Source organism: Terrabacter carboxydivorans (genome assembly GCF_039532035.1).
In the GTDB taxonomy this organism is placed as follows: Bacteria; Actinomycetota; Actinomycetes; order Actinomycetales; family Dermatophilaceae; genus Terrabacter; species Terrabacter carboxydivorans.
The window spans coordinates 158375-183052 of sequence record NZ_BAAARE010000009.1; the positions used below are offsets into that span (position 1 = coordinate 158375).

Genomic DNA, 24678 nt, shown 5'->3' on the forward strand with positions numbered 1-24678 from the left:
CCGGCGACACACCGGACAACAGCCGGAGGGTGCGGCTGCAACCGCAGAGGTTGGTCGCTGCTCGGTGTGTCGCGGGTCCGGGGGCGGCGGCAGGCGGCTTGGGACGTGCGTATGCCGCCGCGCCCGGTGGGGCACGACGGCATACGTCAGCAGGTGGCGTGGTGGCCGGAGGTCACCAACCGCGCTCGGCGAGCCGGTGCGGCTGCGGGATCTCGTCGACGTTGATGCCGACCATGGCCTCACCGAGGCCGCGCGAGACCTTGGCGATGACGTCGGGGTCGTCGTGGAAGGTCGTGGCCTTGACGATGGCCTCGGCGCGCTGGGCCGGGTTGCCGGACTTGAAGATGCCGGAGCCGACGAAGACGCCCTCGGCACCGAGCTGCATCATCATCGCCGCGTCGGCCGGGGTCGCGATGCCGCCGGCGGTGAAGAGCACGACCGGGAGCTTGCCGGCCTCGGCGACCTCCTTGACGAGCTCGTAGGGCGCCTGCAGCTCCTTGGCCGCGACGTAGAGCTCGTCCGGGCTCATCGAGTGCAGGCGGTTGATCTCGGCCCGCAGCGTGCGCATGTGCGTCGTCGCGTTGGAGACGTCACCGGTGCCGGCCTCGCCCTTGGAGCGGATCATGGCCGCGCCCTCGGTGATGCGGCGCAGGGCCTCGCCGAGGTTGGTCGCGCCGCACACGAAGGGCACCGTGAACTGCCACTTGTCGATGTGGTTGGCGTAGTCGGCCGGGGTCAGCACCTCGGACTCGTCGATGTAGTCGACACCGAGGCTCTGGAGCACCTGGGCCTCGACGAAGTGGCCGATGCGGGCCTTGGCCATCACCGGGATCGAGACGGCCTCGATGATGCTGTCGATCATGTCGGGGTCGCTCATCCGGGACACGCCGCCCTGGGCGCGGATGTCGGCCGGGACCCGCTCGAGGGCCATGACGGCGACGGCGCCGGCGTCCTCGGCGATCTGGGCCTGCTCGGCGGTGACGACGTCCATGATGACGCCGCCCTTGAGCATCTCGGCCATGCCGCGCTTGACGCGGGTCGTGCCGGTGGAGGCGGCGTGCTGGTCAGCCGCGGGCGTGGCGCCCGTGGTCGGGGTGGTGCTCACGATGTCCTGCTTTCCCGTGATCCGAAAGGTGGGTCGTCCCAAAGCGTAGGCCCACCACCCGGGTGCCCACGACCCGGTCCACCCGGGACGGGCTCGGCGTGATACGCCTCTCGGCGCACGGTCGGCATCCGTGCTGACGACTCCGGCGTCAGGCGGCGACGAGGTGCTCGGGCGAGGCGTCGTTGAACTCGACGGTGTGGGGCATCGGGGTGTGCCCGGCCAGGTGGAAGAGCCGGATCGTCCAGGTGCGGCGGACCCGTCGGACGTCGGTGACGGCGTCGTTGTGGAAGCGGCGGGCGAGCTGGACCCGCAGGCACGCGGAGCTGAGGCGACCGAGCACGTCCTCGCCCAGCGCGGTCGAGCGCAGCGAGCTGACGACGTCGGGCGTCAGGGCGAGGTCGAGCGCCTCGGTGAGGTCGTTCTCGGCGAGCTCGCGAGCCTCGCCGTGCTCCGACGGTGCCTCGAGCGACTCCGCGGCGGCGTTGGCGAGGATGAGCGAGGTGGCTCCGTCGAGCAGGCCGCTGTTGGCGAGCTCCACCGCGGCCTCGGCCCGGCGCACGAGCCGGGCGTCCAGCGCGGCGAGCGTGCCGCTGAGGCGCACGTGCAGCCGGTCGACCCGCGCCGCCGTGTAGGAGAGGTACCAGGCGATGACGACGAGGACGAAGAGGACCGCGAAGACCCAGGAGAGGACCTCGCTCATCGGGCACCCCCGCGCAGGAAGCGGTTCCAGCGTCCCTGCGGCTGCCAGTCCGCGGCCGCCCGACCTTCGATGACGGTCTCGTAGACCGCGAGGATCTCGTCGGCGACGACCGACCAGTCGAAGAGCCGGGCGCGGTGCTGGCCGGCCGCCGCGAGCTCGGCGCGACGCTCGGGCCGGCGGAGCAGGTCGACGAGGGTGCGCGCGAGGTCGTCGGGGTGCTCGTTGGCGAACATGGCCCCTGCGGTGCCGCCGTCGAGCACGCGGGAGAAGGCCGAGATGTCGCTGGCCAGCACGCAGGCACCGGCGCTCATGGCCTCGATGAGGATGATGCCGAAGCTCTCGCCGCCGGTGTTGGGGGCGACGTAGACGTCGACCGAGGCGAGGAGCGAGGCCTTGTCGTCGTCGGAGACGGAGCCGAGGAACTCGCACGCTGCTCGGACCTCGCGCGGCCAGCCCTCCGTGACCTCCTCGGGGTCGCCGGGCCCGGCGACGAGCACCCGCAGGCCGGGGACCGAGCGCAGCACCTCGGGCAGCGCCGCGGCGAGGACTGGCAGTCCCTTGCGCGGCTCGCCCATGCGGCCGAGGAAGGCGATGGTGGGCGACGTCGGGGTGCCGATCCACGCCGAGCGTCGGGGGGCGCTCGCGAAGCGGTCGACGTAGACGCCGTTGGGAATGACGACGGCGTCGCCGCCGACGTGGGTCGTGACGGTGCGCCGGGCGTCCTCGCTCACGGCGATGCGGCCCGAGATCTTCTCCAGGCTCGGCCGGATGATGGGGTATGCCGTCTGCATCGTCCGCGACCGCAGCATCGAGGTGTGGAAGGTGGCCACGATGGGGCCCTCCGCCGCCATCAGGGCGAGCACGCTGATGCTCGGGGTGACCGGCTCGTGCAGGTGCAGCACGTCGAACTGTCCGGCGTCGAGCCAGCGGTTCACCTTCGCGGCCGTGACGGGCCCGAAGTTCAGTCGCGCGACGGAGCCGTTGTAGCGCACCGCGGTGGCCCGACCGGCGGACGTGACGTAGTCGGGCAGCTCGGTCTCGCTGTCGGCCGGCGCGAGCACCGAGACCTCGTGCCCCTGGGCGATGAGGTGCTCGGCGAGGTCCCGGACGTGGAACTGCACCCCTCCGGGCACGTCGAACGAGTACGGGCAGACGATCCCGATCCTCACGAGGTCGCGCCTCGGGCAGAGGGGCTGGTCGGGCTGGTCGCGCTCGACGCGGTGGCTGCGTCCGGGATCTCGGTGCCGGCGGGGGTGGGGGTGGCGGCGGCGGGCGGCACGGGGGCCGCGAGGTCGTCGACGAAGACTCTCTGGAGCATGTGCCAGCTCGACGTGTGCTCGCGGATCGTGACGGCCAGGTGGTCGGCGCACTGCTGGATGAGGTCGGCGGCGCGCACGGCCGTGGTGCCCTCGACGCGGGGCACGAGCCGCTCGCTGAACTCGATGACCGTGCGGTGGCCGCCCAGCCCCTCGCCCGCCGGAGCGGGCTCGTACCAGATGCGGGCGGCGTAGAGCGGTGCGCCGGTCATGAGCGACAGCACGGCGGGTCCCTTGGCCATCCGGGCCCGGTGTCCGAGGAGGTCGACCTCGACGCCGCCGTTGGTCAGGTCCCGGTCCGCCGCCAGGGCGATGAGGCGGCCGCCGTCGCGGGCGGCCGTGAGCAGCCCGTGGAAGGGGTCGTCGCCGCCGGTCAGCGGGATGATGTCCATGTCGATGCTGCGCCGGAACGCGACGAACTCCTGGAAGACCTCCTCGGGCTTCAGGCGTTCGGCCACGGTCGTGACGGGCATCAGGTTGCCGGCGGACCAGGCGGCTGCGAGGTCGAAGTTGCCGAGGTGCCCGACGAAGACGACGCCGGCCTCGCGCCTGGCGCAGAGCTCGCGGATCTCGGCGTCACCGCGCACCACGATGGCCGCATCGATCTGGGCGCGCGAGAGCGACGGCAGCCGGAAGGCCTCGCAGTAGTAGCGCATGTAGGAGCGCATCCCCTGCCGGACGAGCGTCTCGAGCTCGGCCTCGGACAGCTCGGGGCGCACCTGGCGGTAGTTCGAGCGCAGGCGCTCGATGCCCTTGCCACCACGCCGCACGGAGAGGTCGGCGACACGGTCGAAGAGGGCGTATGCCGCCCGCTCCGGCAGGGCGCGTACGACCGACCACCCGAGCTTGAACCCGAGCACGCTGACGGTGTCGGTGGCCCGGCGGGGCAGGCTGGTCACGCGCCCACCTCTCCGGAGGCGAGTGCCTGCCGTCGCACGGTCAGCATCCGCTGGAGCACCGTGACGAAGCTGGCGACCGCCAGCAGGCCCAGGACGATCCCGAGCAGGAGGGTGGAGTCGAAGAGGTCGGCGAAGAAGGCTGCGACGAGCACCGCGACGAGCCGGTCGGCACGTTCGGCGATGCCGACGTCGGCCGTGTAGCCGAGTCCCTCGGCACGGGCCTTGGCGTAGGACACGACGCTGCCGAGGATGAGGCAGCTGAGGGCGAGACCGGCCATGAGCTGGTTGTTGCCCCGACCGGCGTAGAAGAGGACGAGACCGCCGAAGATGGCCGCGTCACCGACCCGGTCGAGCGTCGAGTCGAGGTAGGCGCCCCACTTGCTGGAGCGGCCCGACTCGCGCGCCATGATGCCGTCGACGTTGTCGGAGAAGACGAACGCGGTGATGACGAGGACCCCCACCCAGATCTGCCCGCGGGGGAAGAACGCCAGGGCTCCCACGCAGACGCCGAGCGTCCCGACGATCGTGACGACGTCCGGGCTGATGCCGAGCCGGAGGAACAGGTGGGCGATCGGACCGAGGATCTTGGTCATCGACGCGCGCAGGAGTCTGTTGAGCATGGTGGGGACAGCGTACTGACCGCCCGGGTGTGCGCGATGACGGCGCTCGGGTCCGGTCTCGAGTCAGTCTGCTGGCCAGACTGCCACGAGGCGCGAACGCGTGTCCTCGAGCAGCACGGGCAGCGCCTTGGTCTGGGCGACGATGGGGAGGAAGTTGGAGTCCCCGCTCCAGCGCGGCACGACGTGCTGGTGCAGGTGGGCGGCGACGCCGGCGCCCGCGACGGCGCCCTGGTTCATCCCGAGGTTGAAGCCGTGCGGCTCGGAGGCGGTCTGCAGGACACGCACGACCTGCTTGGTCAGGGCCGTGAACTCGGCTGTCTCCTCGTCCGTGAGGTCGATGTAGAGCGAGACGTGGCGGTAGGGGCAGACGAGCACGTGCCCGGGGTTGTACGGGAAAAGGTTCATCACGACGTAGCAGTGCTCACCGCGGTGGACGATGAGCCCCTCCTCGTCGGACTTGCCGGGCGCCGCACAGAAGGGGCAGCCGTGGCCCGCCTCCTCGGTCGGCTTGTCGCCGAGGATGTAGGCCATCCGGTGCGGCGTCCAGAGCCGCTGGAAGCCGTCCTCGACGTGGGCGAAGTCGTCGGCCGCCTCGGGTGCGCTCCCCTGCTCCGTCATGGTTGTCGATCCTAGGGCGGAGCGGCGGGTGGACGTGAAGGGCCCTGCGGTCTCACACACCGCAGGGCCCTCACCATTGAACCGTGCCGGCACGCCGAAGCCGAAATCGACACGCGGCGACAGGCACAGCGTGGGCTGGTCGAGTCTCCTGCTAAGGGTCCTGTCGGGGTCCGGACGCAGATCAGCCCCGCGGGTGTGAGAGCCGCGGGGCCGAGGTGCCGCAGGCGCGGCCGGATCGCTGCCGGACGGCACCCTGAGAGAGGTGAAGGCCCGGGAAGTATGAGTTCCCGGGCCTTCGATTCTGGCCCACCGGAGTGAGTCAGAAACCTTTCCGCCGAAGCGGATTGGTACTTCCATTTGTAGACCACGGCACGGTCTCTGGCAAGGGGTTTCGCCAAGAAACCTCGCCCTCGGTTGCCCTCGGAGCGACGGCGTCCCTAAGGTCCCGCTTGTGCCAGTGCCGACCCGGTCCTATCCCTACCTCGGTGACCTCGTGCAGGCGCTCACCGGGGCCCACCTGCCGCTGCCGATGCCGATGTTCGGCCTGCTCGTCCTCGTGGCTCTCCTCGCGGCCACGGCCGTGCTGCGCCTCGAGCTGCGCCGCCGGTGGGACGCCGGTGACCTCGTGGAGGCCGGTCCGTCGCCGGACGGCTCGACGCCGGCGCCGGACGGCCCGGCCCTACAGGACGTGCGCGCCGCGCGGGTTCCCGGCTCACGGCAGCAGCTCGACGACCTCACCGCGACGTTCGCGGCGGTGATGCTCGTGGCGGGCATCGCCGGCGCGAAGCTCTTCTCGGTCCTCGAGGACCCCGGGGCCCTGCTCTCGGACCCCGTCGGGCAGGTCTTCAGCAGCAACGGCTTCAACATCATCGGCGGCCTCGTCGTCGCCACGGCCGTCGGCGTGCTCCTGCTGCGGCGCAACGGGATCCGCGTCGCACCCTTCCTCGACTCCGCGGCCCCGGCGCTCATGCTCGGCTACGCGGTCGGGCGCATCGGCTGCCAGGTGTCCGGTGACGGCGACTGGGGCATCGCGGCCGACCCGGCGGGCCGGCCTGCCTGGCTGCCCAGCTGGCTGTGGGCCCAGCAGTACGAGGGCAACATCGTCGGCGTGCAGATCATGGCCCCCGGCGTGCACCCGACGCCGATCTGGGAGACGGCCATGGGCCTGGTCCTCTTCGCCGTGCTGTGGAGCCTGCGGCGCCACCCGTACCGCGACGGGTGGCTCTTCAGTCTCTGGATCGTGCTGGCCGCCGCCGAGCGCCTGCTGATCGAGCCCTTCCGCGTCAACGAGCTGCACGGGCCCTGGGCGCTCAGCCAGGCCCAGTACCTCTCCGGACTCTTCCTCGTCGTCGGTCTCGCCGGGCTCCTGCGGCTCCGGGCCCGGCGGACGTCGCCGAGCCCGGAGCACGATCCGGATTGGGGTCCCGCGCGGGACCGGGACCCGTCGTCGGTCAGCCGAGGCTGACCGCGTAGACCTCGAAGCGGTCGTCGCCCGGGAGGGTGATCGACTGCAGCTGACGACCCGGGTCCACGGCCACGCTCGTGCCGAAGATCTGGACCGGCGGTCCGTCGACACCGGCGCCACCCTTGATGCGGTGGTCCACGGCGATGGCGACCTGGTTGCCGTTGTGGCCGCTGCCTGCGGCCCAGTCGGTCAGCGAGACCGGCACGGACTGCACGCTCCCGTCGGTGTAGGTCAGGCGCAGGGCGCTCGACACGTCGCCGTTGTGCGTCGACCCGATGACGTGGATGGTGCTGCGGCTCGCGGCCGGCACGAGGATCGTCTGACCTCGCCCCTCGACGAAGTTCGGCGTCGTGCCCGAGGTGACCGGCGCGGCATACGTGACGCCGTTCCAGTCCCACGTGCCCGCGGCCGGGAGCAGCGCGGCGTCGTAGCTCCACCCGCTGTTGTCGAAGTTGCCCTCGCTCGGTGCCGACACCGTCGCCGTGCCGTCGTGGTTGCGGGCCGGAGCCAGGTCGACGGCGCACCCGGCGGCACCGGGCACGCAGGCCAGGGCCTGCTGGAGCTGGACCGTGACGACCTTGGTCACCGGGGCCACGCCCGGGGCCGACGCCGTGACGGTCACCTCGTGGGAGCCGACGCCGAGCCCCGCGGGGAGCTTCAGCGTGACCGGGACCTGCGCGGCCGCCGGCACACCGTTGCTGTGCAGCACCGTGGAGCCGTCACCGGAGGCGCCGACCACAGCCGACCAGCCCTGCGGCGCGGCCACGTCGACCTGGACCGGCAGGCTCTTGGGCGCCTGGGCCACGAGGTCGACCGAGAGGCGTGCCTCGCGCGCTCCCGTGGGGACGACGACCGGGTCGGGACGCGCCGTCATCGACAGCGACAGGCGCGGGTCGCGCGCCGCCCGGACGGCCGACGGCGGGACGTCGGCGGGCGTGGTTCCCCAGCGGCTCGGCGTCGTGCCGACCGTGTGGGCGATGGTGCCCCCGCTGCGCAGCGCGTCCCAGGCCACCCAGCTCTTCGTGCTCTTCGCGCCGTTGACCGTCAGGGTCTGGACGTAGCGCCGGTCGTTCGAGACGCCGGGCGCGGTGATCGTGAGCTTCCCGCCCTGGCCGGTGCTCACCGAGGCCGGCGTCGCGACGTCGATGTCGACGCGCTCGAACTGGGGAGAGCTGACGACGAAGAAGTTGGCGCCGCTCATCGTCGGGTAGAGCCCCCAGGACGAGAAGACGTACCAGGCCGACATCGTGCCGAGGTCGTCGTTGCCCGTCATCCCGTCCGCACCGTCGGTGAACAGGGTGAAGGCCGCCCGGGCGACGGTGGCGATCTTGGCCGGTTGCTGCACCCACGCGTAGACGTACGGCGCGAGCAGGTCGGGCTCGTTGTTGGGGTTGTAGGTCGGCTTGCTGTAGTAGGCGTAGGTCGCCTCGATCCAGTCGGTCCGGGCGGTCCCGGCCGGGTCCTGGAGCAGCTTGTCGTAGGCGAAGAAGTCGTCGAGGCGCTTCTCCGTGGTCGCGCGGCCACCCATGAGCTTCACCAGGCCGGCCGGGTCCTGCGGGGCGAGCCACTGGTACTGGTAGGAGCCACCCTCGTGGAAGGCGTGCGAGGCCTCGACCGGGTCGTAGGGGTCGAGCCACGTGCCGTCGCTCATGCGGGGCCGGAAGGACTGCGTCTGGGAGTCCCAGAGGTTCTTGTACCAGCCGCTGCGCTCGGTGAGCATCGAGGCGTCGGCCTGGTGGCCGAGCCCCTTGGCCATGATCGCGAGGGACGCGTCCGCGGCGGCGTACTCCATCGTGGCCGATGCCGGGTGGGCGCAGTCGTTGTCACCACCGTGGGAGACGCAGTCGGTGCCGACGCGCAGACCGAAGGGGATGTAGCCGAGCTTCTCGTAGTACTGCTGCCCGGACCGCCCGTTGTACTGGCTGTCGGCGGGTGGCTGCTCGGTGGCGTTCTGCTTGAGCAGCGCGTAGGCCTCCGCCTCGTGGCCCGCGAGGAAGCCCTTGCTCCAGCCCTCCACGAGGAACGGCGTGACGGGGTCGCCGGTCATGATGTTGGTCTCGCTGTTGACGAGGGCCCAGCGAGGCAGCCATCCACCCTCGCGCCCGATGGCGAGCACCGAGAGGTAGGAGTCGCGGGCGACGTCGGGGGCGAGCACCTCGAGCAGCTGGTTCTGCGGCCGGTAGGTGTCCCAGAGCGAGAAGTTCTGCCGGGGCGTGTAGCCCTCGGCGACGTGGTTCTTCCCGTCCCAGCCGTGGTAGCGCCCGTCGACGTCAGAGGCGAGGTTGGGGTGCATGAGCGAGTGGTAGAGCGCCGTGTAGTACGCCGTCCGTCGCTCGTCGGTGCCGCCCGTGATGCGGGCCTTGCCGAGCTCGGACTCCCACCGCTGCGTCAGGGCGGCACGCGTCGCGTCGAAGTCGAAGTCGTCGCCCGTCTCCTTCGCGAGGTTGGCCCGGGCTCCGTCGGCCCCGGTGTAGCTGAGGCCGACCTTCATCGTCACCGACGTCGTGCCGGACGGGAAGGTCAGGGCCGCACCGTTGCCACCGGCCCTGGTGGACGCATCGCGGGCGCCGGCGGTCAGCGTGGATCCGCTCCAGGTGCCGAACGACCTGAAGGGACGGTCGAACTCGGCGCGGAAGTAGACCGTGTGCTCGTCCTTGCCGGCGCAGAAGTTGCCGTCGTGGATGCGACCCTCGACGACGCGGTCGCCGACGACGTGCACCTCCGAGTCGAAGACGCGCATGTTGGCCTTGCCCGTGTTGAGCAGGACGTTGGCGGCCTTGTCGGCCGGGAAGGTGAAGCGCTGCCACCCGGTGCGGTCAGTGGCCGTCAGCTCGGCCTGGACGCCGTAGGTCGGCAGTCCGACGCGGTAGTAGCCGGGGCTCGCCTCCTCGTCGGAGTGGGAGTAGCTCGACGCGTAGCGCGAGGAGTCGACGCTCGTGATCGCGCCGGTCGTCGGCATGACGGGGAGCTCGCCGACGACCGGGCAGCCCACGCCCGACAGGTGGGTCTGGCTGAAGCCGTAGATCGACTTCTGCGAGTAGTCGTAGCCACCCTCTCCCCCGGTGTCAGGGCTCACCTGCACCATGCCGAACGGAGCGCTGGCACCCGGGAAGGTGTTGCCGTTGTCCTGGGTGCCGATGAACGGGTTGACGGAGCCGACGAGGGGTGCGGCGGCCGCGGCCGTCGGGGGTGCTCCCGCGGGCAGGACCGGCCCGAGGGCGGTGGCGGCGAGGACGACGGTGCCGAGCGAGCGGAGCACGGTGCGCATGGACGTTCCTTCTGGGGCGACGACGGTGTCCTTCCCGAGACTCGTGTCGTTCAGTGGGACCGGCAACCCGAGACGCCTGTCCTGTCCGATGGACGCCGGACATCGGACAAAGAGGGCGTATGCCGTGAGCCGTGCACTGCGCCCACTGCCGGGGCCGTGCCGGGCGCGGACGGGCTCCCTCGTAGGCTCGCGCCACGACGACACCGGGTCGCCGACAGACAGGGGTACCACTTCCATGCTCACCACCAGGGCGCTCGCCGCGCTCATCTGCACGCTCGCCGTCGCGGGCTGCTCCACCTCCGGCACCGACCGGCCGACGTCCGCGTCCTCGTCGACGGCACCCGCCACCTCGACGCCGGCGCCGACCGACCGCCTCGCGAGCGGCTCGCCGTCGACGGTCGCGTTCGACGACGCCGACGTCCCGCTCGCCAAGGAGCACTGCGAGGCCTACGTCGAGCTCAACCGGCGGGTGCACGCTCAGGGGCAGAAGGACGTCGCCGACCGCGCGGCCTGGATGGACCTGCACGACGAGGCGTCGGCCGACAAGGAGAAGGCGCCGGCCAGGTTCCGGGGCCTCTACGCCGTCATCGAGCTCTGGACGCTCGAGCTCGCCGACACCCGTGACGGGTCGGTGTCGGCCGACACGAAGGCGCGCCTCGGCGCGGCGGTCATGGGCAACGCCGCCATCTGCACCGCAGCCGGGGTGACGCTGCCGATCCTCTGAGCGCCACCGGGCGCAACGAAGGAGCCCCCGCCGACGACGTCGGCGGGGGCTCCTTGCACGTCACCACACGGCATACGCCGTCGGTGGCCGGCGGCTTCAGACCTGGGCGCGGCTCTCGATCGCGGCGACGATCTCGGCGATCGCGTCGTCGACCGGGACGCCGTTCTTCTGCGAGCCGTCCCGGTAGCGGAACGACACGGCGCCGGCGGCACGGTCCTCCTCGCCCGCGATGAGCGTGAACGGCACCTTCGACTTGCTCGCGTTGCGGATCTTCTTGGGGAAGCGGTCGTCGCTCGCGTCGAGCTCGACGCGAACTCCCTTGCGCTGCAAGCGGTCCAGCACCTCACCGAGGTAGTCGGCGTAGTCCTCCGCGACCGGCACGCCGAGTGCCTGGACCGGGGCCAGCCACACCGGGAAGGCGCCGGCGTAGTGCTCGACGAGCACGCCGAGGAAGCGCTCGATCGAGCCGAACTTCGCCGAGTGGATCATGACCGGCTGCTGGCGCGAGCCGTCGGCGGCCTGGTACTCGAGCCCGAAGCGCTCCGGCTGGTTGAAGTCGTACTGGATCGTCGACATCTGCCAGGTGCGTCCGATGGCGTCACGGGCCTGGACCGAGATCTTGGGGCCGTAGAACGCGGCGCCGCCCGGGTCGGGCACGAGCTCGAGACCGGACGCCGTGGCGACCTCCTCGAGCACCTTGGTCGCGGCCTCCCACTGCTCGTCCGAGCCGATGAACTTCGAGGACTTCTCGCCCTCGGTGTCGCGGGTGGACAGCTCGAGGTAGAAGTCGTCGAGCCCGAAGTCCTTGAGCAGCCCGAGCACGAAGTCGAGCAGGTGCTTGATCTCGGAGGGAGCCTGCTCGGCGGTGACGTAGCTGTGCGAGTCGTCCTGCGTCATGCCGCGCACACGGGTCAGGCCGTGCACGACGCCGGACTTCTCGTAGCGGTAGACGCCACCGAACTCGAAGAGGCGCAGGGGCAACTCACGGTAGGAGCGACCGCGCGACTGGTAGATGAGGTTGTGCATGGGGCAGCTCATCGCCTTGAGCTGGTACTTGGCGCCCTCGAGCTCCATCGGCGGGAACATCGTGTCGGCGTAGTACGGCAGGTGCCCGGAGGTGTGGAACAGCGCCTCCTTGCTGATGTGCGGCGTGCCGACGTAGGAGAAGCCCTCCTCGATGTGCCGACGGCGGACGTAGTCCTCCATCTCGCGCTTGATGACACCGCCCTTGGGGTGGAAGACCACGAGGCCGGAGCCGAGCTCGTCGGGGAAGCTGAAGAGGTCCATCTCGGCGCCGATGCGACGGTGGTCGCGGCGCTCGGCCTCGGCCAGGCGGTCGAGGTAGGCCTTGAGCTCGTCCTTGGTCGGCCACGCCGTGCCGTAGACGCGCTGGAGCTGGGGGTTCTTCTCCGAGCCGCGCCAGTAGGCGGCGGCCGAGCGCATCAGCTTGAAGGCGTTGCCGATGAGCTTGGTGCTCGGGATGTGCGGGCCGCGGCACAGGTCGCCCCAGGCGCGGGTGCCGTCGCGGCGGATGTTGTCGTAGATCGTCAGCTCGCCGGCGCCGACCTCGACACCGGCACCCTCGGCGGCCTCGTCGGCGTTGCCGCCCTTGAGGCCGACGAGCTCGCACTTGTACGGCTCGTCCGCGAGCTCCTCGAGCGCCTCGGCGTCGGTGACGACGCGACGGGAGAAGGTCTGCCCCTCGTTGACGATCTTCTGCATGGCCTTCTCGAGGGCCTTGAGGTCATCGGGGTTGAAGGGGGTCTCGACGTCGAAGTCGTAGTAGAAGCCGTCGCGGATGGGCGGCCCGATGCCGAGCTTGGCGTCGGCGTGCAGCGACTGCACGGCCTGGGCGAGCACGTGGCCGGTCGAGTGGCGCAGGACGGCGAGGCCGTCCTCGCTGTCGACGGTGACGGGCTCGACGACGTCGCCCTCGGAGAGGACGTGGAAGAGGTCGCGCAGCTGACCGTTGACGCGCGCGACGACGACGGCGCGGTCACCCTCGAAGAGCTCACCCGCCGTCGTCTGCTCCGCGACCGATCGCTCGCTTCCGGCGACGGTGACGGTGATGTGTGCAGACACGGTTGGTGCTCCTCGTTCGACGGGGACCCGTCGTGCGTGGCGGGTCCGTGGGTGGTGCCGCTCGGGTGGCGGCTACGCAAGGGTATCGAGACGGCGACGGACCCGGCGACGCGGTTTGCCCCACGCCGCCACGACCGCCCTCCCACCGTCCAGGGGCAATAGTTCGCGACCCCTGCACCGTCGAGAGGCCACGAATGGCCGCTGCAGTGACGTCGAGAGGCCATGAGTGGTCAGGCCTCGGCGGCCACACGTGGCCTCTCGACAGCTGCGAGACGGCCACACGTGGCCTCTCGACGGTTGAGGGCACGGGTGGGGGTCGGGTGTGACGGGTCCGGGCTACCAGGTGTTCTCTACGACGGCGTGCTCGATCTCGCCCTTGGCGTTCTCGAGGACCGAGATCGTGCGCGAGCCCTCGAACGCGGTGCGCAGCCGTACGGTCGAGGGCAGTCGTACCGGCTTGCGGAACCACACCCGGCTCGCCAGCCCGGAGTCGGGCAGGCGCGGTCCGAGCGACGCGAGCACCCTGGCGTAGGAGTACATCCCGTGAGCGATCGCCGTGGGGAAGCCCAGCGGCCTTGCCGTCAGCGCGTGCATGTGGATGGGGTTCCAGTCGCCCGACACGGCGGCATACGCCCTGCCGGTGCCCTCGCCGAGTCGCCAGAGCGGCCCGGCCGTGACCGAGGCGAGGAGGTCGGTCGAGGGCGGGTCGGATGACTGCGCCTCGGGGTGCTCGGCGCCTCGGGAGAGATAGGTGCTGACCCCACGCCAGACCACCTGCCCGCGCACACCGACCTCCGACACGAGGTCGACCTGGCGTCCGCGGCGGTGCGGTCGCAGGTCCTGGGCCCAGACGGACACGTCGAGCGCCTCGTCGATGCCGATGGGCCTGACGACCTCGATGCGGTTCTCGACGTGGACGGCGCCCAGAAGCGGGAGGGGGAAGCGGTCACCGCTCATGACCGCCATCTGCAGCGGGAAGGCCAGCAGGTGGGGGTAGGTGGCCGGCAGCGTGCCCGAGACGGGGAAGCGGCACACGTGCGAGTAGGCGACGAGGTCGTCCACCTCCACGCGTATGCCGGCCTGCGAGTAGCGCACGTCGGGCAGTGTGGCGCTGTCGTTGCCCCGGCGGAGGGCTGCTGTCGCGTAGATGCGCCGCAGGTCGGGGGTCCCGTCGAGCGTGATCTCCTTCGTCATCGCGGCGTCACTCCCCTCTCACGCGCCGAGCAGGCTCTGGCCGCAGACGCGGACGACCTGACTCGTCACGGCGGCGGCACCCGGCTGGACGAACCACGCGATGGTCTCGGCGACGTCCCGGGGCTGCCCTCCCTGCTGGAGCGAGTTCATGCGCCGACCGATCTCCCTCGTGGCGAAGGGGATCCGTGCCGTCATCTCCGTCTCGATGAAGCCCGGAGCGACGGCATTGACCGTGATGCCGCGGTCGGCCACCTGGCGCGACAGGGCCGTGACGAGGCCGATGACGCCGGCCTTGCTCGCGCCGTAGTTCGTCTGCCCGCGGTTGCCGGCGATGCCGGCGATGGAGGCGACACAGACGATGCGGCCGCCGTCGGACAGGCCGCCGTCGCCGAGGATCGCCTCGTTCATCCGCAGCACGGACCGGAGGTTGACCTCCATGACGCTGCGCCAGCGGTCGTCGTCCATGTTGACGAAGAGCTTGTCGCGCGTGATGCCGGCGTTGTGCACGACGATGTCCAGGCGCCCGTGGCGCGACGTGGCGTGCTCGACGATCTGCCGGCCCGCATCCGGTGCCGTCACGTCGAGCTGGAGCGCGGTGCCCTTCACCTCGTTGGCCACCCGAGCCAGCGCGTCCCCGGCTGCGGGGACGTCGACGGCGACGACGGTCGCGCCGTCACGGGCCAGCACCGCGGCGATCTCGGCGCCGATGCCTCGCGCGGCCCCCGTGACGACGGCGACCTTGCCCTCGAGCGGCCGCAGCGCGTCCACGTCACCGCTCGTGGTCCCGTCGACGTGCACGACCTGGCCGTCCACGTAGGCCGACCGGCCGGAGAGGAAGAACTCGACGGCCGAACGCACGCCGTCCTGCGCGTCGCCCTGTGCCAGGACGAGGTTCGCGGTGGCTCCCCCACGCAGCTCCTTGCCGAGGGAACGGACCGCACCCTCGAGCGCGCGCTGGGTGGTCACCTCGGACACGTCGCTGAGCGTCGCGGGGTCGGTGCCGACGACGACGACGCGCCCGTTGCGCCGCAGCGCCTTGACGGCGGGGGCCCCGAGCAGACGGAGCTGGTCGAGCTCGCCCGGGTCGACGGCGGCGCTGAGGTCGAGCACGACGGCGCCCACCTTGTCGTCGGCATCGGCCAGCGAGGACACCGTGGCGACGCCCGCTCGGGCGAGCCACGACGCGATGCCGTCGGCGAACCGTCCACCACCCGCGACGAGGACGGGTCCTTCGCAGAGCGGCAGCCCGGGCTCGTAGCGGCGCAGCCGTGTCGGCTGGGGGACGCCGACCCTCCGCGCCACGGGAGAGCTGACGATGGTCGTGAAGAGGTCACTCACGGCTCAGGCCTCCAGGATCGCGACGACGCCCTGCCCACCGGCAGCGCAGATGGAGATGAGGCCGCGTCCACCGCCGGCCTCCTTGAGCTGCTTGGCGAGCGAGGCGACGATGCGGCCGCCGGTCGCGGCGAAGGGGTGCCCCGCGGCCAGCGACGAGCCGTTGACGTTCAGCCTGCTCCGGTGGATGGCGCCCAGCGGTGCGTCGAGGCCGAGTCGCTCACGGCAGAAGTCCGGGTCCTCCCACGCCTTGAGGGTCGTGAGCACCGTTGCGGCGAAGGCCTCGTGGATCTCGTAGAAGTCGAAGTCCTGAAGGCTCAGGCCGTTTCGGGCGAGCAGGCGCGGGACGGCATACGCAGGAGCCATGAGCAGGCCCTCGTCGCCGTGGACGTAGTCGACCGCTGCCGTCTCCGCGTCGACGAACCAGGCGAGCGGGGTCAGCCGGTGCTCGGCCGCCCACTCCTCGCTCGCGAGCAGGACGGCCGACGCGCCGTCGGTCAGCGGGGTGGAGTTGCCAGCGGTCATCGTCGCACCCTCGCCCTTGCCGAAGGCGGGCTTGAGCGTGGACAGCTTCTCGACGCTCGAGTCCGGTCGCAGGTTGGTGTCGCGCGAGACCCCGAGGTAGGGCGTGACGAGGTCGTCGAAGAAGCCGCGCTCGTAGGCGGCGGCGAGGTGCTGGTGGCTGGCCGCGGCGAGCTCGTCCTGGGCCTCGCGGGTGATGCCCCACTGGGCGGCGGTCAGGGCCATGTGCTCACCCATGGACAGGCCGGTCCGCGGCTCGACGTTCTCCGGGACGGCCGGCAGGAGGTGTCCGGGACGCAGTCCCGCGAAGGCCTTGGCCCGCTCGGCGGCCGACCGGGCGCGGTTGGCGGCCAGGAGGGTGCGGCGCAGCCCCTCGCTCACGGCGATGGGGGCGTCGCTGGCGCTGTCCACACCACCGGCGATGCCGGCGTCGACCTGGCCGAGGGCGATCTTGTTGGCGACGAGGATCGCCGCCTCGAGACCCGTGCCACAGGCCTGCTGGATGTCGTAGGCCGGTGTGGTGGGGTCCAGCCGCGTGCCGAGCACGGTCTCTCGGGTCAGGTTGAAGTCCCTGCTGTGCTTGAGCACCGCGCCCGCGACGACCTCGCCGAGCCGCTCGCCGGCGAGCCCGTAGCGCGCCACGAGCCCGTCGACGGTCGCTGTGAGCATGTCCTGGTTGCAGGCCTTGGCGTACGGGCCGCTGGACCGGGCGAAGGGGATGCGGTTGCCGCCGAGCACCGCGACCCGGCGCGGCTGGCGCGCGGTCGCCCTGGGGGTGGACTGGGAAGCCATGGTGTCTCCTGAAGTCGGGTGGGACCGGTCATCGCTGTCCAAGATATCCGAAACTGCTAGTAGTCGATACAGCCAGTACCTGTTACTTTCGTGAGATGGACGACGACGCGGCCACGCATGCCGCACCGCGCGAGCAGACCCGTGACGGGCGGGACGCCCGATGGGAGCGACACCGGGAGGAGCGCCGGACGGCGCTCGTCGACGCGACGATCCGGGCCATCCGCACCCACGGCGCCGGCGTCGGCATGGACGACATCGCCGCGGAGGCCGGCACCTCCAAGACCGTGATCTACCGGCACTTCGAGGACAAGGCCGGCCTGTACCGAGCCGTCGCTGCACGGATCGACGGCCGGGTCGTCGGCAACGTCGGAGCCGCGCTGTCCCGGTCGACCACGGCCACGGCCGACACGCGCGAGCTCGTCGCGTCGACCGTGGAGGCCTACCTCGCCCTCGTCGAGTCCGACACCGAGGTGTACCGCTTCGTCGTCAACCGCCCCCTCGTCGACCGGCCCCTCGCCGACGACCCGGTCGGGGGCACGGTCGACCAGGTCACCCACCAGCTCACCGGCCTCCTGCTCGAGTCGTTGAGCTCGAGCAGGACCGACCCCACACGGGCTCGAACGTGGGCCATCGCCCTCGTCGGTTCCGTCCGCGCCGTCGCCGACGACTGGCTCGCAACCCCCGAGGGTGACCGTGCTCCGCGGGCCGCAGTCGTGGCCTCCCTCACCGAGCTGGCCTGGCACGGCCTCGCCCCAGTCCTCACCTCCCCGACCGCCACGACCCCCTGAGGTCCAGACCGGAAGGCACCAGATGTCATCGGCCACCGACTCCACCACACTCCCGTCCTCAGCGTCCCCGGACGCCGTTGCGGCAGCAGCGATCCGCCGGCACCTCGACGGCCCGTTCGGGTCGGTCCGCGACCACTGCCGCGCCCTCGACCCCGCGACGTTCGGGCCGCCGTCCGCACCGCTCCCGATGGACGAGCATCGGGCGCGAGTCACGTCCCAGCTCGCCGCCCTCGCCGCCGAACCGTATGCGGCTCAAGGCTTTCCCGAGCACCAAGGTGGCACGGCGCGCTACGGCGACGCGGTCGCGGCCATCGAGATGCTGGGGCACACCGACCTGTCCCTCTTCGTCAAGGCAGGGGTCCAGTGGGGCCTCTTCGGCGGCGCCGTGTCGCTGCTCGGGACGAGCCGCCACGACGACCTCCTCCCCCGCATCATCTCCGGCGAGCTGCAGGGCTGCTTCGCGATGACCGAGACGGGGCACGGGAGCGACGTGCAGAGCCTCCTGACGACGGCGACGTTCGACCCGCAGACGGACGAGCTGGTCGTCCACTCTCCCTCGCCTGCCGCCCGCAAGGACTACATCGGCAACGCGGCCCGCGACGGGCAGCTCGCGGCGGTCTTCGCCCAGCTCGTCGTCGGTGACGAGTCGCACGGCGTGCACTGCGTCCTCGTCCCCATCCGCGACGAGTCCGGCTCTGCCGCGACGGGTGTCACCATCGAGGACTGTGGTCCCAAGCTCGGCCTCCCCGGGGTCGACAACGGTCGGCTGCTCTTCGACCACGTCCGCGTGCCCCGCACCAACCTGCTCGGCCGCTACGGCGACATCGACGACGCCGGCACCTACGCGAGCCCCATCGACAACCCGGGGCGACGCTTCTTCACGATGCTCGGCACCCTCGTCCGCGGGCGCATCTCCGTCGCCGGCGGTGCGGGTGCGGCCGCTCGGTCCGCCCTCGCCGTCACGACGAGGTATGCCGTGGGGCGGCGTCAGTTCGCGGCCCCCGGGAGCGAGGTGGAGACCTCTGTCCTGGACTACCGCACGTACCAGCGGCGGCTGCTCCCAAGGATCGCGACGGCATACGCCCTCCAGTTCGCCCAGCACGAGCTCGTCTCGACCATGGACGACGTGCTGGCCGGGCGCACGACCAGCGAGCAGGCCCGACGCGAGCTCGAGACCCGGGCCGCCGGCATCAAGGTGCTGACGACGCGGCACGCGACCGACACCATCCAGGAGTGCCGCGAGCTGTGCGGTGGCGCCGGCTACCTGTGGGCCAACCGCCTGGCCGCGCTCAAGGCCGACACCGACATCTTCACGACCTTCGAGGGCGACAACACCGTCCTGCTCCAGCTCGTCGCAAAGTCGCTCCTCACGGAGTACCAGTCGACCTTCGGCGACCTCGACACCGCGGGCATCGTGCGGTTCGGCGCCCGGCTCGTCGGCGGCACGGTCATCGAGCGTTCGGCGGCGCGCGGGCTGCTCCAGCGCGTCGTCGACGCCACCCCGGGTCGCGACGAGGACGTGACCCTGGGGGCGCGCGGCACCCAGCTGCGCCTGCTGCGCGAGCGCGAGGACCACCTCGTCGAGGGCCTGGCCCGACGACTTCGCCGGGCGACCGCGCCGGGAGCCGACGCGTTCGCCGTCTTCAACGCCGCCCAGGACCATCTCGTCGACGCCGGTTCGGCGCACGTCGAACGGCTGGTGGCCGAAACGTTCGCCGCCTCGGTGGAGTCGTGTCCGGACGCGAGGGCCCGAGCGGTCCTGGCTCGGGTCTGCGACCTCTACGCGCTGTCGACGATCGAGCGCCACAAGGCCTGGTACCTCGAGCACGACCGGCTGAGCCCGGCCCGCGCCAAGGCGCTCACGGCGCTCGTCAACGAGGTGTGCTCCGAGCTGCGACCGCACGCCCAGGCGCTCGTCGACGGGTTCGGCATCCCGGAGGGGCTGCTCACGACGGAGATGTCCGGGACGGCCTGACGCTCCGCGCTCGTGGTGGTCGGGGCCGGCGGCGGGGCGGACGCGTCAGCCGGCCGGGCGCTGGTAGCGACCCCGACGGTGCACGAGCGGTGCGTCGTCGACGCCCACCTCGGCGTGCTCGACGGTCGCCTCGACGAGCACCGACCATCCGACGTCGTGACGGCTGGTCGGGTCCAGCCGGACACCCATCCACGAGGTGGTGGAGGTGGCACGCGGGCCCCACGCCGTCTGCTCCCAGTCGGTCAGCCGGAAGGGTCCGCCGGGCGCCGGCATGGTCCCCGCGAAGGCGTCGGCGAGCCGTTGGTCCCGAGCACCGAGGAGCGCCACCACGGCCGTCCCACTCTCCTCGAGCCGGTCGAGCAGGTCGGACTCGGCGTGCAGGAGGCCGACGACGCGCCCCGGGTCGCCGGTCGCCACGAGGTAGGACGACACGGTGAGACCGGCTCGCTCGATCCCCTGGCCCGAGGTCCACAGCGACACCGTGCCCCCGACGCGTCCGCGCAGGCGGCGCACCGGGTCGCGGTCCTCGTCAGGCGTGTCGAACGGGTGCTCCGTGTGGATCGTCATCGCCGGCTCCTGTGCGAGCGCCCTGATGTGCCAGGCGCCGTCACTCCGGCTGGGCCACGAGCAACGCGTCGTCGACCGACACATCGCCGGGCTCGACGACACGGGCGTAGACGCCCGCGCACTGCGACGGTGCCTGGGTGATCTCGAGCGTGCAGTCGCCCAGCCGGACGACCCGGCCGACGAGCTTGTCGAGCGCCGAGGAGTCCATGTCGAGGACGATGTTGGCCTTGGGGTGGGTCTCGACGTAGTCGTCGACCGACACGAGGTGGACGGCGTGCTTCTTGGCTCGGTTGCCCTCGGGGCCCGTCTCGGTGATCGCGACCGAGTCGAGCTCCTGCCCGGGTGCGTCGGAGGCGGGATAGATGTAGAGGCTCGAGACCGTGGCGATCATGGGGCCACGCTAGTCCGCGGTGGACCGTCGCGCCGAGGAGCCGCACCGCGTGCGACCTCAGAAGCCCGTCGGCTCCGTCTCCAGCTCGGGCTCGGTGGGGCGTCCTTCGTGGTGGAGGGGGTGCAGGGCCGTGGTGCGCTCGAGCCAGATCAGCGCGTCGTAGCGTGCACCGATCCTGGTCGGCACGTAGTTGCCGAGGGCCTCACGCTCGGGGTGGTAGACCACCCCGATGGCGCGGTGCCCCTGCCATCCCGACAGCCAGGGGCCGGCTCGGTCGTCCGGGAAGACGATGACGGCCGGGCTGCCCAGGCTCTCGTGCAGAAGCGCCTCGAGGCTGCCGGGGTGCCCGTCCGGCACCGGCAGGTTGCTCTCCGCGGCGCCCCAGGCACCGGCCGCCACGACGGTGCCCCGGTGCGAGGCCAGACCGACGAGCGCCACCTCCCCGGCGCGGTGCCGCTCCCGGAGGAGCTGTCCCACGTTGACCAGGCCCTCGCGGGCCATGTCGGTCGCCCGAGCGTCACCCACGTGCGTGTTGTGCGCCCAGACGACCCCTTGGGACGATGGCCCCGCATGGCGCGCCAGACGTTCGACCGTGTCGACCATGTGGTGGTCGCGGACGTTCCACGGCTGCCGGTCACCGCGCACCATCGTGCGGTAGTAGTGCTCGGCATTCGTGGCGACCTCGGCGTTCTGCACGACGTCGAGCATCTCCTCGTCGCCCGCACGCTCCCGGGCGCGTGAGCGCACCTCGACGAGGAGCCTGACCACGTCGGACTCGCATCCTGCCGGGACGAGGCGGGTGCTCCTCGCGTAGCGGTGCGGGTCCTCACCGAACGGCACGAAGCACTGCCAGGCGCGCAGCGCCGTCGGCAGGGACTCCGGGGCGTTGGACTCCAGCCACCCCATGATCTCCCAGAGCGAGTCCCACAGGGAGTAGACGTCGAGCCCGTAGAAGCCGACCCGGAGGGGGCGGGGCCGCGCCAGGTTGTAGGCGTGGAGCCAGGTGAGGAAGTCGGCGACCTCACGGTTGGCCCACATCCACGTCGGCCAGCGCTCGAACCGGCCGAGCACGGCCACCGCGTCGAGATCCTGGTCGGCGTCGCCCTTCACCCACCGGTTGATCCGCCAGCAGTCGGGCCAGTCGCCCTCGACGCCGACCCACGAGAAGCCGTGCTCCTCGACGAGCCGTCGGGTGAGCCGCGCCCGCCACCGGTAGTAGTCGCTCGTGCCGTGCGAGGCCTCGCCGACGCAGACGAAGCGCGCGCCGTGCACGCGGTCGACGAGGGTGTCGAGCCCCGCGTCGTCGGACAGTGGCCGGGCCAGGGAGCGCACCTCGGCCGCCGCAGCCGCCCCGCTGTCCGCGGCACGCCGGACGGTCACGGCCGCCACCCCCGCGCCGGCTCGGGGACACTGACCTTCAGATGCGCGACGAACCAGTCGCGTGCCAGCGCAGCAGCCTCGGCGAGCGTCCCGGGCTCCTCGAAGAGGTGGGTCGCCCCCGGGACGACGGCGAGCTCGCACCGGCACCCGCGCAGCTCATCGCGAGCTGCGCGGTTGAGCCTCAGGACGTCGCGGTCCTCGCTCCCGACGATGAGCAGGGTCGGCGCGCGGACCGCCGAGAGCCTCGGGCCTGCGAGGTCCGGTCGGCCGCCCCGCGAGACGACCGCCGCCACCCGCGCCCCGGGCTCGGCCGCGGCCCACAGCGCCGCCCCGGCGCCCGTGCTCGCGCCGAAGTAGCCGACGAGGCACTCCCCCGTATCAGCCCGCCGGGACAGCCACCCGGTCGCGGCCGCGAGGCGACCCGCGAGCAGCGGGACGTCGAAGACGAGGGCACGGTCGCCCTCCTCCTCGGGCGTGAGCAGGTCGAGCAGCAACGTGCCGAGTCCGGCCTCGTGGAGCACCTGAGCGACGTAGCGGTTGCGGGGGCTGTGCCGGCTGCTGCCGCTGCCGTGCGCGAAGACGACGACGCCGGGGGTCGGCCCCGTGCCGGCCGGCAGGCGCAGGTGTCCCATGATCGTCACCGGCCCCGCGGGCACGGAGACGTCCTCGTCGGTTAGGACGCGGGACGACATGCCCGCGCCGAGGCCGCGCTCCCGGCCCGGGCCGTGGCTCGGGTCCTGACTCGGGACGTCCTCTGCGGCACTACTTGCTGCCCCTTCGAGACGCTGCGCCCGGCGGTCCGCCTGATCGAGCAGCCTGACGACCTCGTCGTCGCTCGTGGGCGTGAAGTCGTCGTAGTGGGCGCCGACCGCGCGGAAGTGCTCCGGCGCCGAAACGCAGACGACGGCGTCGGCCTCCGGGAGGTCGCGCACCGTCTCCGCGGGGGCGACCGGGACGGCCAGCACGACGCGCCTGGCGCCGAGCTGCCGCGCGACGCGGCACGCGACCCGTGCCGTCGCCCCCGTGGCGATCCCGTCGTCCACGACGACCGCGACCCGCCCCTGCAGGTCGGCCCGCGGGCGCCCCCGGCGCACCCGCTCGACGCGCGCGTCGAGGACCGCTCGCTCCCGGCGTTCGACGGACTCCAGCTCCTCGTCGCTCACCCGGGCTCGCGCGAGCAGGGCGTGGTCGACGACCTTCACCCCGCCCTCACCGATGGCGCCCATGGCCAGCTCCGCGTGGACCGGGACACCGAGCTTGCGCACGACGATGACGTCGAGCGGTGCGCCTAGCGCCTCCGCCACAACAGCGGCGACCGGCACCCCGCCCCGTGGCAGCCCGAGCACGACGACGTCCTCGCCGCGCAGCTCCATGAGCAGGTGCGACAGTCGCCGACCCGCGTCCACCCGATCGTCGAACACCACCATCGTCGACCTCCCTCGACCCGGACACCGAGCGACCGTCGCGGGGCGCTTCCCGGTGACTCCCCCATCGTCATCCGCCCCGCGCGGGTGCGGCAGGGGCCTTGGTCCTGAGCCGCCGAGCCGCAGGCTCCGGCAGTCCTCAGGCCTGCTCGGTGGGCGGGTACGGCGTCGCGGCCAGCAGGCCGGCAAGATGAGCGGCGTTGCCGGCGAGGGTTCGGGTCGTGCTCGCCACCGAGTCCGGGGTGCCCTCGAGGTCCTTGTAGTCGGTGCCGCTCATCGCCTCGCCGTTCCAGTAGGTCACGCCACCGGCGGGGATCGTGAACCCCACGTCGTTCAGCCCCTGGAAGGCGATCGCGCTGATGTGGTGTGCCCCGTCCTCGTTGCCTACGACGACCACGACGGCGACTTTGCCGTAGGTGAGCAGGCGCCCCTGCTCATCCTTCTCCGACAGTTCGGCGTCGAGGCGCTCGAGGACGCGTTGGCACACGCTGCTGTGCTGCCCCATCCACGTGGGGGTGGCCAGGACGAGAATGTCGCTGGCGATGACCTTCTCGCGGATCGAGGGCCACTCGTCGCCGTCGCCCATGTCCATCTCGACGCCCGGCCGCACGTCGTGGTCGACGACGCGCACCATCGACCCGGTGACGCCGTGGTCGGCCAGTTCGTCGAGCACCTGCTGGGCGAGCAGCTCAGTGCTCGAGTCGGAGGGGGACGGGCTGAGCGTGCAGTTCAGCGCGATGGCGGTGAGGGACACGGTGGGGCCTTCCTGACGGTATGGACATGCGTCCCGTACCCACCTGGCCACGGGGCGTGCCTCCGGGCGGATCGCTGCACCAGCCCTAGGATGACGCGCGGGCATCAAGAAACGGCGCCTGACCATGGCGGCGCCGGGACGGCCCGAGGGCTGCCCGATCGGGAGGACCACGGTGCTGTCCCTGACCTACTTCAGCACGGCGACGTCTGCCATGAGTGCGGACGACCTGCGCGAGCTGCTCCGGCGCACGCGGGAGCGCAACGAGTCCGTCGGGCTCACCGGGCTGCTCCTCTACGCCGACGGGAGCTTCGTGCAGACGCTCGAAGGACCGGACGAGCTGGTGCGGGAGACCTTCGCCCGGATCTCGCGCGACCCGCGGCACCGGTCGGTGTCGGTCGCGCTGCAGGAGCAGGTGGAGGAGCGGTTCTTCCCCGACTGGAGCATGGGCTTCCGTGAGCTGTCGGACGAGCAGACCCGTTCGGTGCCGGGATTCAGCGACTACCTCGAGGGCCGCGGCGGTGAGCGCTCACCCGGAGGGAGCAGGGCCGGGGCGTTCCACCGGGCCTTCCGCGCGTTCGCACCCTGAGACCGGGGAACGCACGCCATGATCGAGGGTGGACGTGAAGGGACTCGAACCCCTGACCTCTCGCGTGTGAAGCGAGCGCTCTAACCAGCTGAGCTACACGTCCGGGCGCCCCTGTGCCGACAGGGCGTCGAGGCGTCGGATCGAAACAATAGCCGGTGCGGACGCTCTCGCGG

The 24678-nt window shown here is 71.8% G+C and carries 21 protein-coding genes and 1 tRNA gene; 5 read left to right on the top strand and 17 right to left on the bottom strand.

Annotated elements, in window-relative coordinates; all coding sequences use genetic code 11:
- Nucleotides 1-172: 172 nt before the first annotated feature.
- The 6 genes from pdxS to ABD297_RS11665 all read right to left on the bottom strand — a co-directional run bounded on the left by pdxS (nucleotide 173) and on the right by ABD297_RS11665 (nucleotide 5258).
- The gene (gene pdxS / locus ABD297_RS11640; protein WP_344255093.1) at nucleotides 173-1105 is read right to left on the bottom strand and encodes a pyridoxal 5'-phosphate synthase lyase subunit PdxS; all 933 of its coding nucleotides are present in this window, start codon (nucleotides 1103-1105) and stop codon (nucleotides 173-175) included.
- A gap of 148 nt (nucleotides 1106-1253) precedes the next feature.
- Nucleotides 1254-1805 carry a hypothetical protein gene (locus ABD297_RS11645; RefSeq protein WP_344255094.1) on the bottom strand — a complete coding sequence of 184 codons (552 nt, stop codon included), beginning with the start codon at nucleotides 1803-1805 and terminating at the stop codon, nucleotides 1254-1256.
- A complete protein-coding gene (locus ABD297_RS11650) occupies nucleotides 1802-2974 on the bottom strand; it encodes a glycosyltransferase family 4 protein (protein WP_344255095.1) in 1173 nt (390 codons plus the stop codon). Before ABD297_RS11650 ends, ABD297_RS11645 begins: the two co-directional genes overlap by 4 nt.
- Nucleotides 2971-4020 (bottom strand): phosphatidylinositol mannoside acyltransferase, encoded by a 1050-nt coding sequence (locus ABD297_RS11655; protein WP_344255096.1) that lies wholly within the window; start codon nucleotides 4018-4020, stop codon nucleotides 2971-2973. Before ABD297_RS11655 ends, ABD297_RS11650 begins: the two co-directional genes overlap by 4 nt.
- Complete coding sequence (pgsA, locus tag ABD297_RS11660) at nucleotides 4017-4640, bottom strand: phosphatidylinositol phosphate synthase (RefSeq protein ID WP_344255097.1); 624 nt, start codon at nucleotides 4638-4640, stop codon at nucleotides 4017-4019. Before pgsA ends, ABD297_RS11655 begins: the two co-directional genes overlap by 4 nt.
- Before the next feature lie 63 nt (nucleotides 4641-4703).
- The gene (locus tag ABD297_RS11665) at nucleotides 4704-5258 is read right to left on the bottom strand and encodes an HIT family protein (RefSeq protein ID WP_344255098.1); all 555 of its coding nucleotides are present in this window, start codon (nucleotides 5256-5258) and stop codon (nucleotides 4704-4706) included.
- Nucleotides 5259-5709: 451 nt separating this feature from the next.
- Here ABD297_RS11665 and ABD297_RS11670 point away from each other — a divergent pair, with 451 nt between their 5' ends.
- Nucleotides 5710-6723 carry a prolipoprotein diacylglyceryl transferase gene (locus ABD297_RS11670; protein WP_344255100.1) on the top strand — a complete coding sequence of 338 codons (1014 nt, stop codon included), beginning with the start codon at nucleotides 5710-5712 and terminating at the stop codon, nucleotides 6721-6723.
- On the opposite strand, the gene ABD297_RS11675 is transcribed toward ABD297_RS11670, so the two are convergent.
- Entirely contained in the window at nucleotides 6710-9991 is a 3282-nt protein-coding gene (locus tag ABD297_RS11675) for a GH92 family glycosyl hydrolase (protein ID WP_344255101.1), read from the bottom strand. The two genes, ABD297_RS11670 and ABD297_RS11675, sit on opposite strands and share 14 nt — an antisense overlap.
- A 235-nt stretch (nucleotides 9992-10226) precedes the next feature.
- Here ABD297_RS11675 and ABD297_RS11680 point away from each other — a divergent pair, with 235 nt between their 5' ends.
- Complete coding sequence (locus ABD297_RS11680; protein WP_344255102.1) at nucleotides 10227-10715, top strand: hypothetical protein; 489 nt, start codon at nucleotides 10227-10229, stop codon at nucleotides 10713-10715.
- A 96-nt stretch (nucleotides 10716-10811) separates the two neighbouring features.
- Here ABD297_RS11680 and thrS read toward each other — a convergent pair whose 3' ends face one another.
- The 4 genes from thrS to ABD297_RS11700 form a co-directional block, all read right to left on the bottom strand.
- Nucleotides 10812-12797, bottom strand: coding sequence for a threonine--tRNA ligase (gene thrS, locus ABD297_RS11685; protein ID WP_344255103.1), 1986 nt, complete (start codon nucleotides 12795-12797; stop codon nucleotides 10812-10814).
- A 336-nt stretch (nucleotides 12798-13133) separates the two neighbouring features.
- On the bottom strand, nucleotides 13134-13991 hold the full coding sequence (locus ABD297_RS11690) for a MaoC family dehydratase (protein WP_344255104.1): 858 nt from the start codon (nucleotides 13989-13991) through the stop codon (nucleotides 13134-13136).
- An 18-nt stretch (nucleotides 13992-14009) separates the two neighbouring features.
- The gene (locus ABD297_RS11695; protein ID WP_344255105.1) at nucleotides 14010-15329 is read right to left on the bottom strand and encodes a 3-oxoacyl-ACP reductase; all 1320 of its coding nucleotides are present in this window, start codon (nucleotides 15327-15329) and stop codon (nucleotides 14010-14012) included.
- Between the two features lie 3 nt (nucleotides 15330-15332).
- Complete coding sequence (locus ABD297_RS11700) at nucleotides 15333-16640, bottom strand: acetyl-CoA C-acetyltransferase (protein ID WP_344255106.1); 1308 nt, start codon at nucleotides 16638-16640, stop codon at nucleotides 15333-15335.
- 95 nt (nucleotides 16641-16735) lie between these two features.
- Between ABD297_RS11700 and ABD297_RS11705 the strand changes: the two genes are divergently transcribed.
- Both ABD297_RS11705 and ABD297_RS11710 read left to right on the top strand, forming a co-directional pair.
- Nucleotides 16736-17428, top strand: a complete 693-nt coding sequence (locus tag ABD297_RS11705) for a TetR/AcrR family transcriptional regulator (protein WP_344255107.1) — start codon at nucleotides 16736-16738, stop codon at nucleotides 17426-17428.
- Between the two features lie 22 nt (nucleotides 17429-17450).
- Nucleotides 17451-19403, top strand: a complete 1953-nt coding sequence (locus ABD297_RS11710; RefSeq protein WP_344255108.1) for an acyl-CoA dehydrogenase family protein — start codon at nucleotides 17451-17453, stop codon at nucleotides 19401-19403.
- A gap of 45 nt (nucleotides 19404-19448) precedes the next feature.
- Here ABD297_RS11710 and ABD297_RS11715 read toward each other — a convergent pair whose 3' ends face one another.
- The 5 genes from ABD297_RS11715 to ABD297_RS11735 all read right to left on the bottom strand — a co-directional run bounded on the left by ABD297_RS11715 (nucleotide 19449) and on the right by ABD297_RS11735 (nucleotide 23919).
- Nucleotides 19449-19970: a flavin reductase family protein gene (locus tag ABD297_RS11715; protein WP_344255109.1), complete on the bottom strand. Its 522-nt coding sequence runs from the start codon at nucleotides 19968-19970 to the stop codon at nucleotides 19449-19451.
- 40 nt (nucleotides 19971-20010) lie between these two features.
- Entirely contained in the window at nucleotides 20011-20361 is a 351-nt protein-coding gene (locus ABD297_RS11720; RefSeq protein WP_344255110.1) for a hypothetical protein, read from the bottom strand.
- Nucleotides 20362-20418: 57 nt separating this feature from the next.
- The gene (locus tag ABD297_RS11725; protein ID WP_344255111.1) at nucleotides 20419-21741 is read right to left on the bottom strand and encodes an erythromycin esterase family protein; all 1323 of its coding nucleotides are present in this window, start codon (nucleotides 21739-21741) and stop codon (nucleotides 20419-20421) included.
- Nucleotides 21738-23168, bottom strand: a complete 1431-nt coding sequence (locus ABD297_RS11730) for a phosphoribosyltransferase family protein (protein WP_344255112.1) — start codon at nucleotides 23166-23168, stop codon at nucleotides 21738-21740. The genes ABD297_RS11725 and ABD297_RS11730 overlap by 4 nt, the downstream gene beginning before the upstream one ends.
- Nucleotides 23169-23304: 136 nt before the next feature.
- Nucleotides 23305-23919: a flavodoxin family protein gene (locus ABD297_RS11735; protein ID WP_344255113.1), complete on the bottom strand. Its 615-nt coding sequence runs from the start codon at nucleotides 23917-23919 to the stop codon at nucleotides 23305-23307.
- Between the two features lie 172 nt (nucleotides 23920-24091).
- Between ABD297_RS11735 and ABD297_RS11740 the strand changes: the two genes are divergently transcribed.
- A complete protein-coding gene (locus tag ABD297_RS11740) occupies nucleotides 24092-24505 on the top strand; it encodes a BLUF domain-containing protein (protein WP_344255114.1) in 414 nt (137 codons plus the stop codon).
- A gap of 29 nt (nucleotides 24506-24534) precedes the next feature.
- Here ABD297_RS11740 and ABD297_RS11745 read toward each other — a convergent pair.
- A tRNA-Val gene (locus tag ABD297_RS11745) sits at nucleotides 24535-24608 on the bottom strand.
- Nucleotides 24609-24678: the final 70 nt, after the last annotated feature.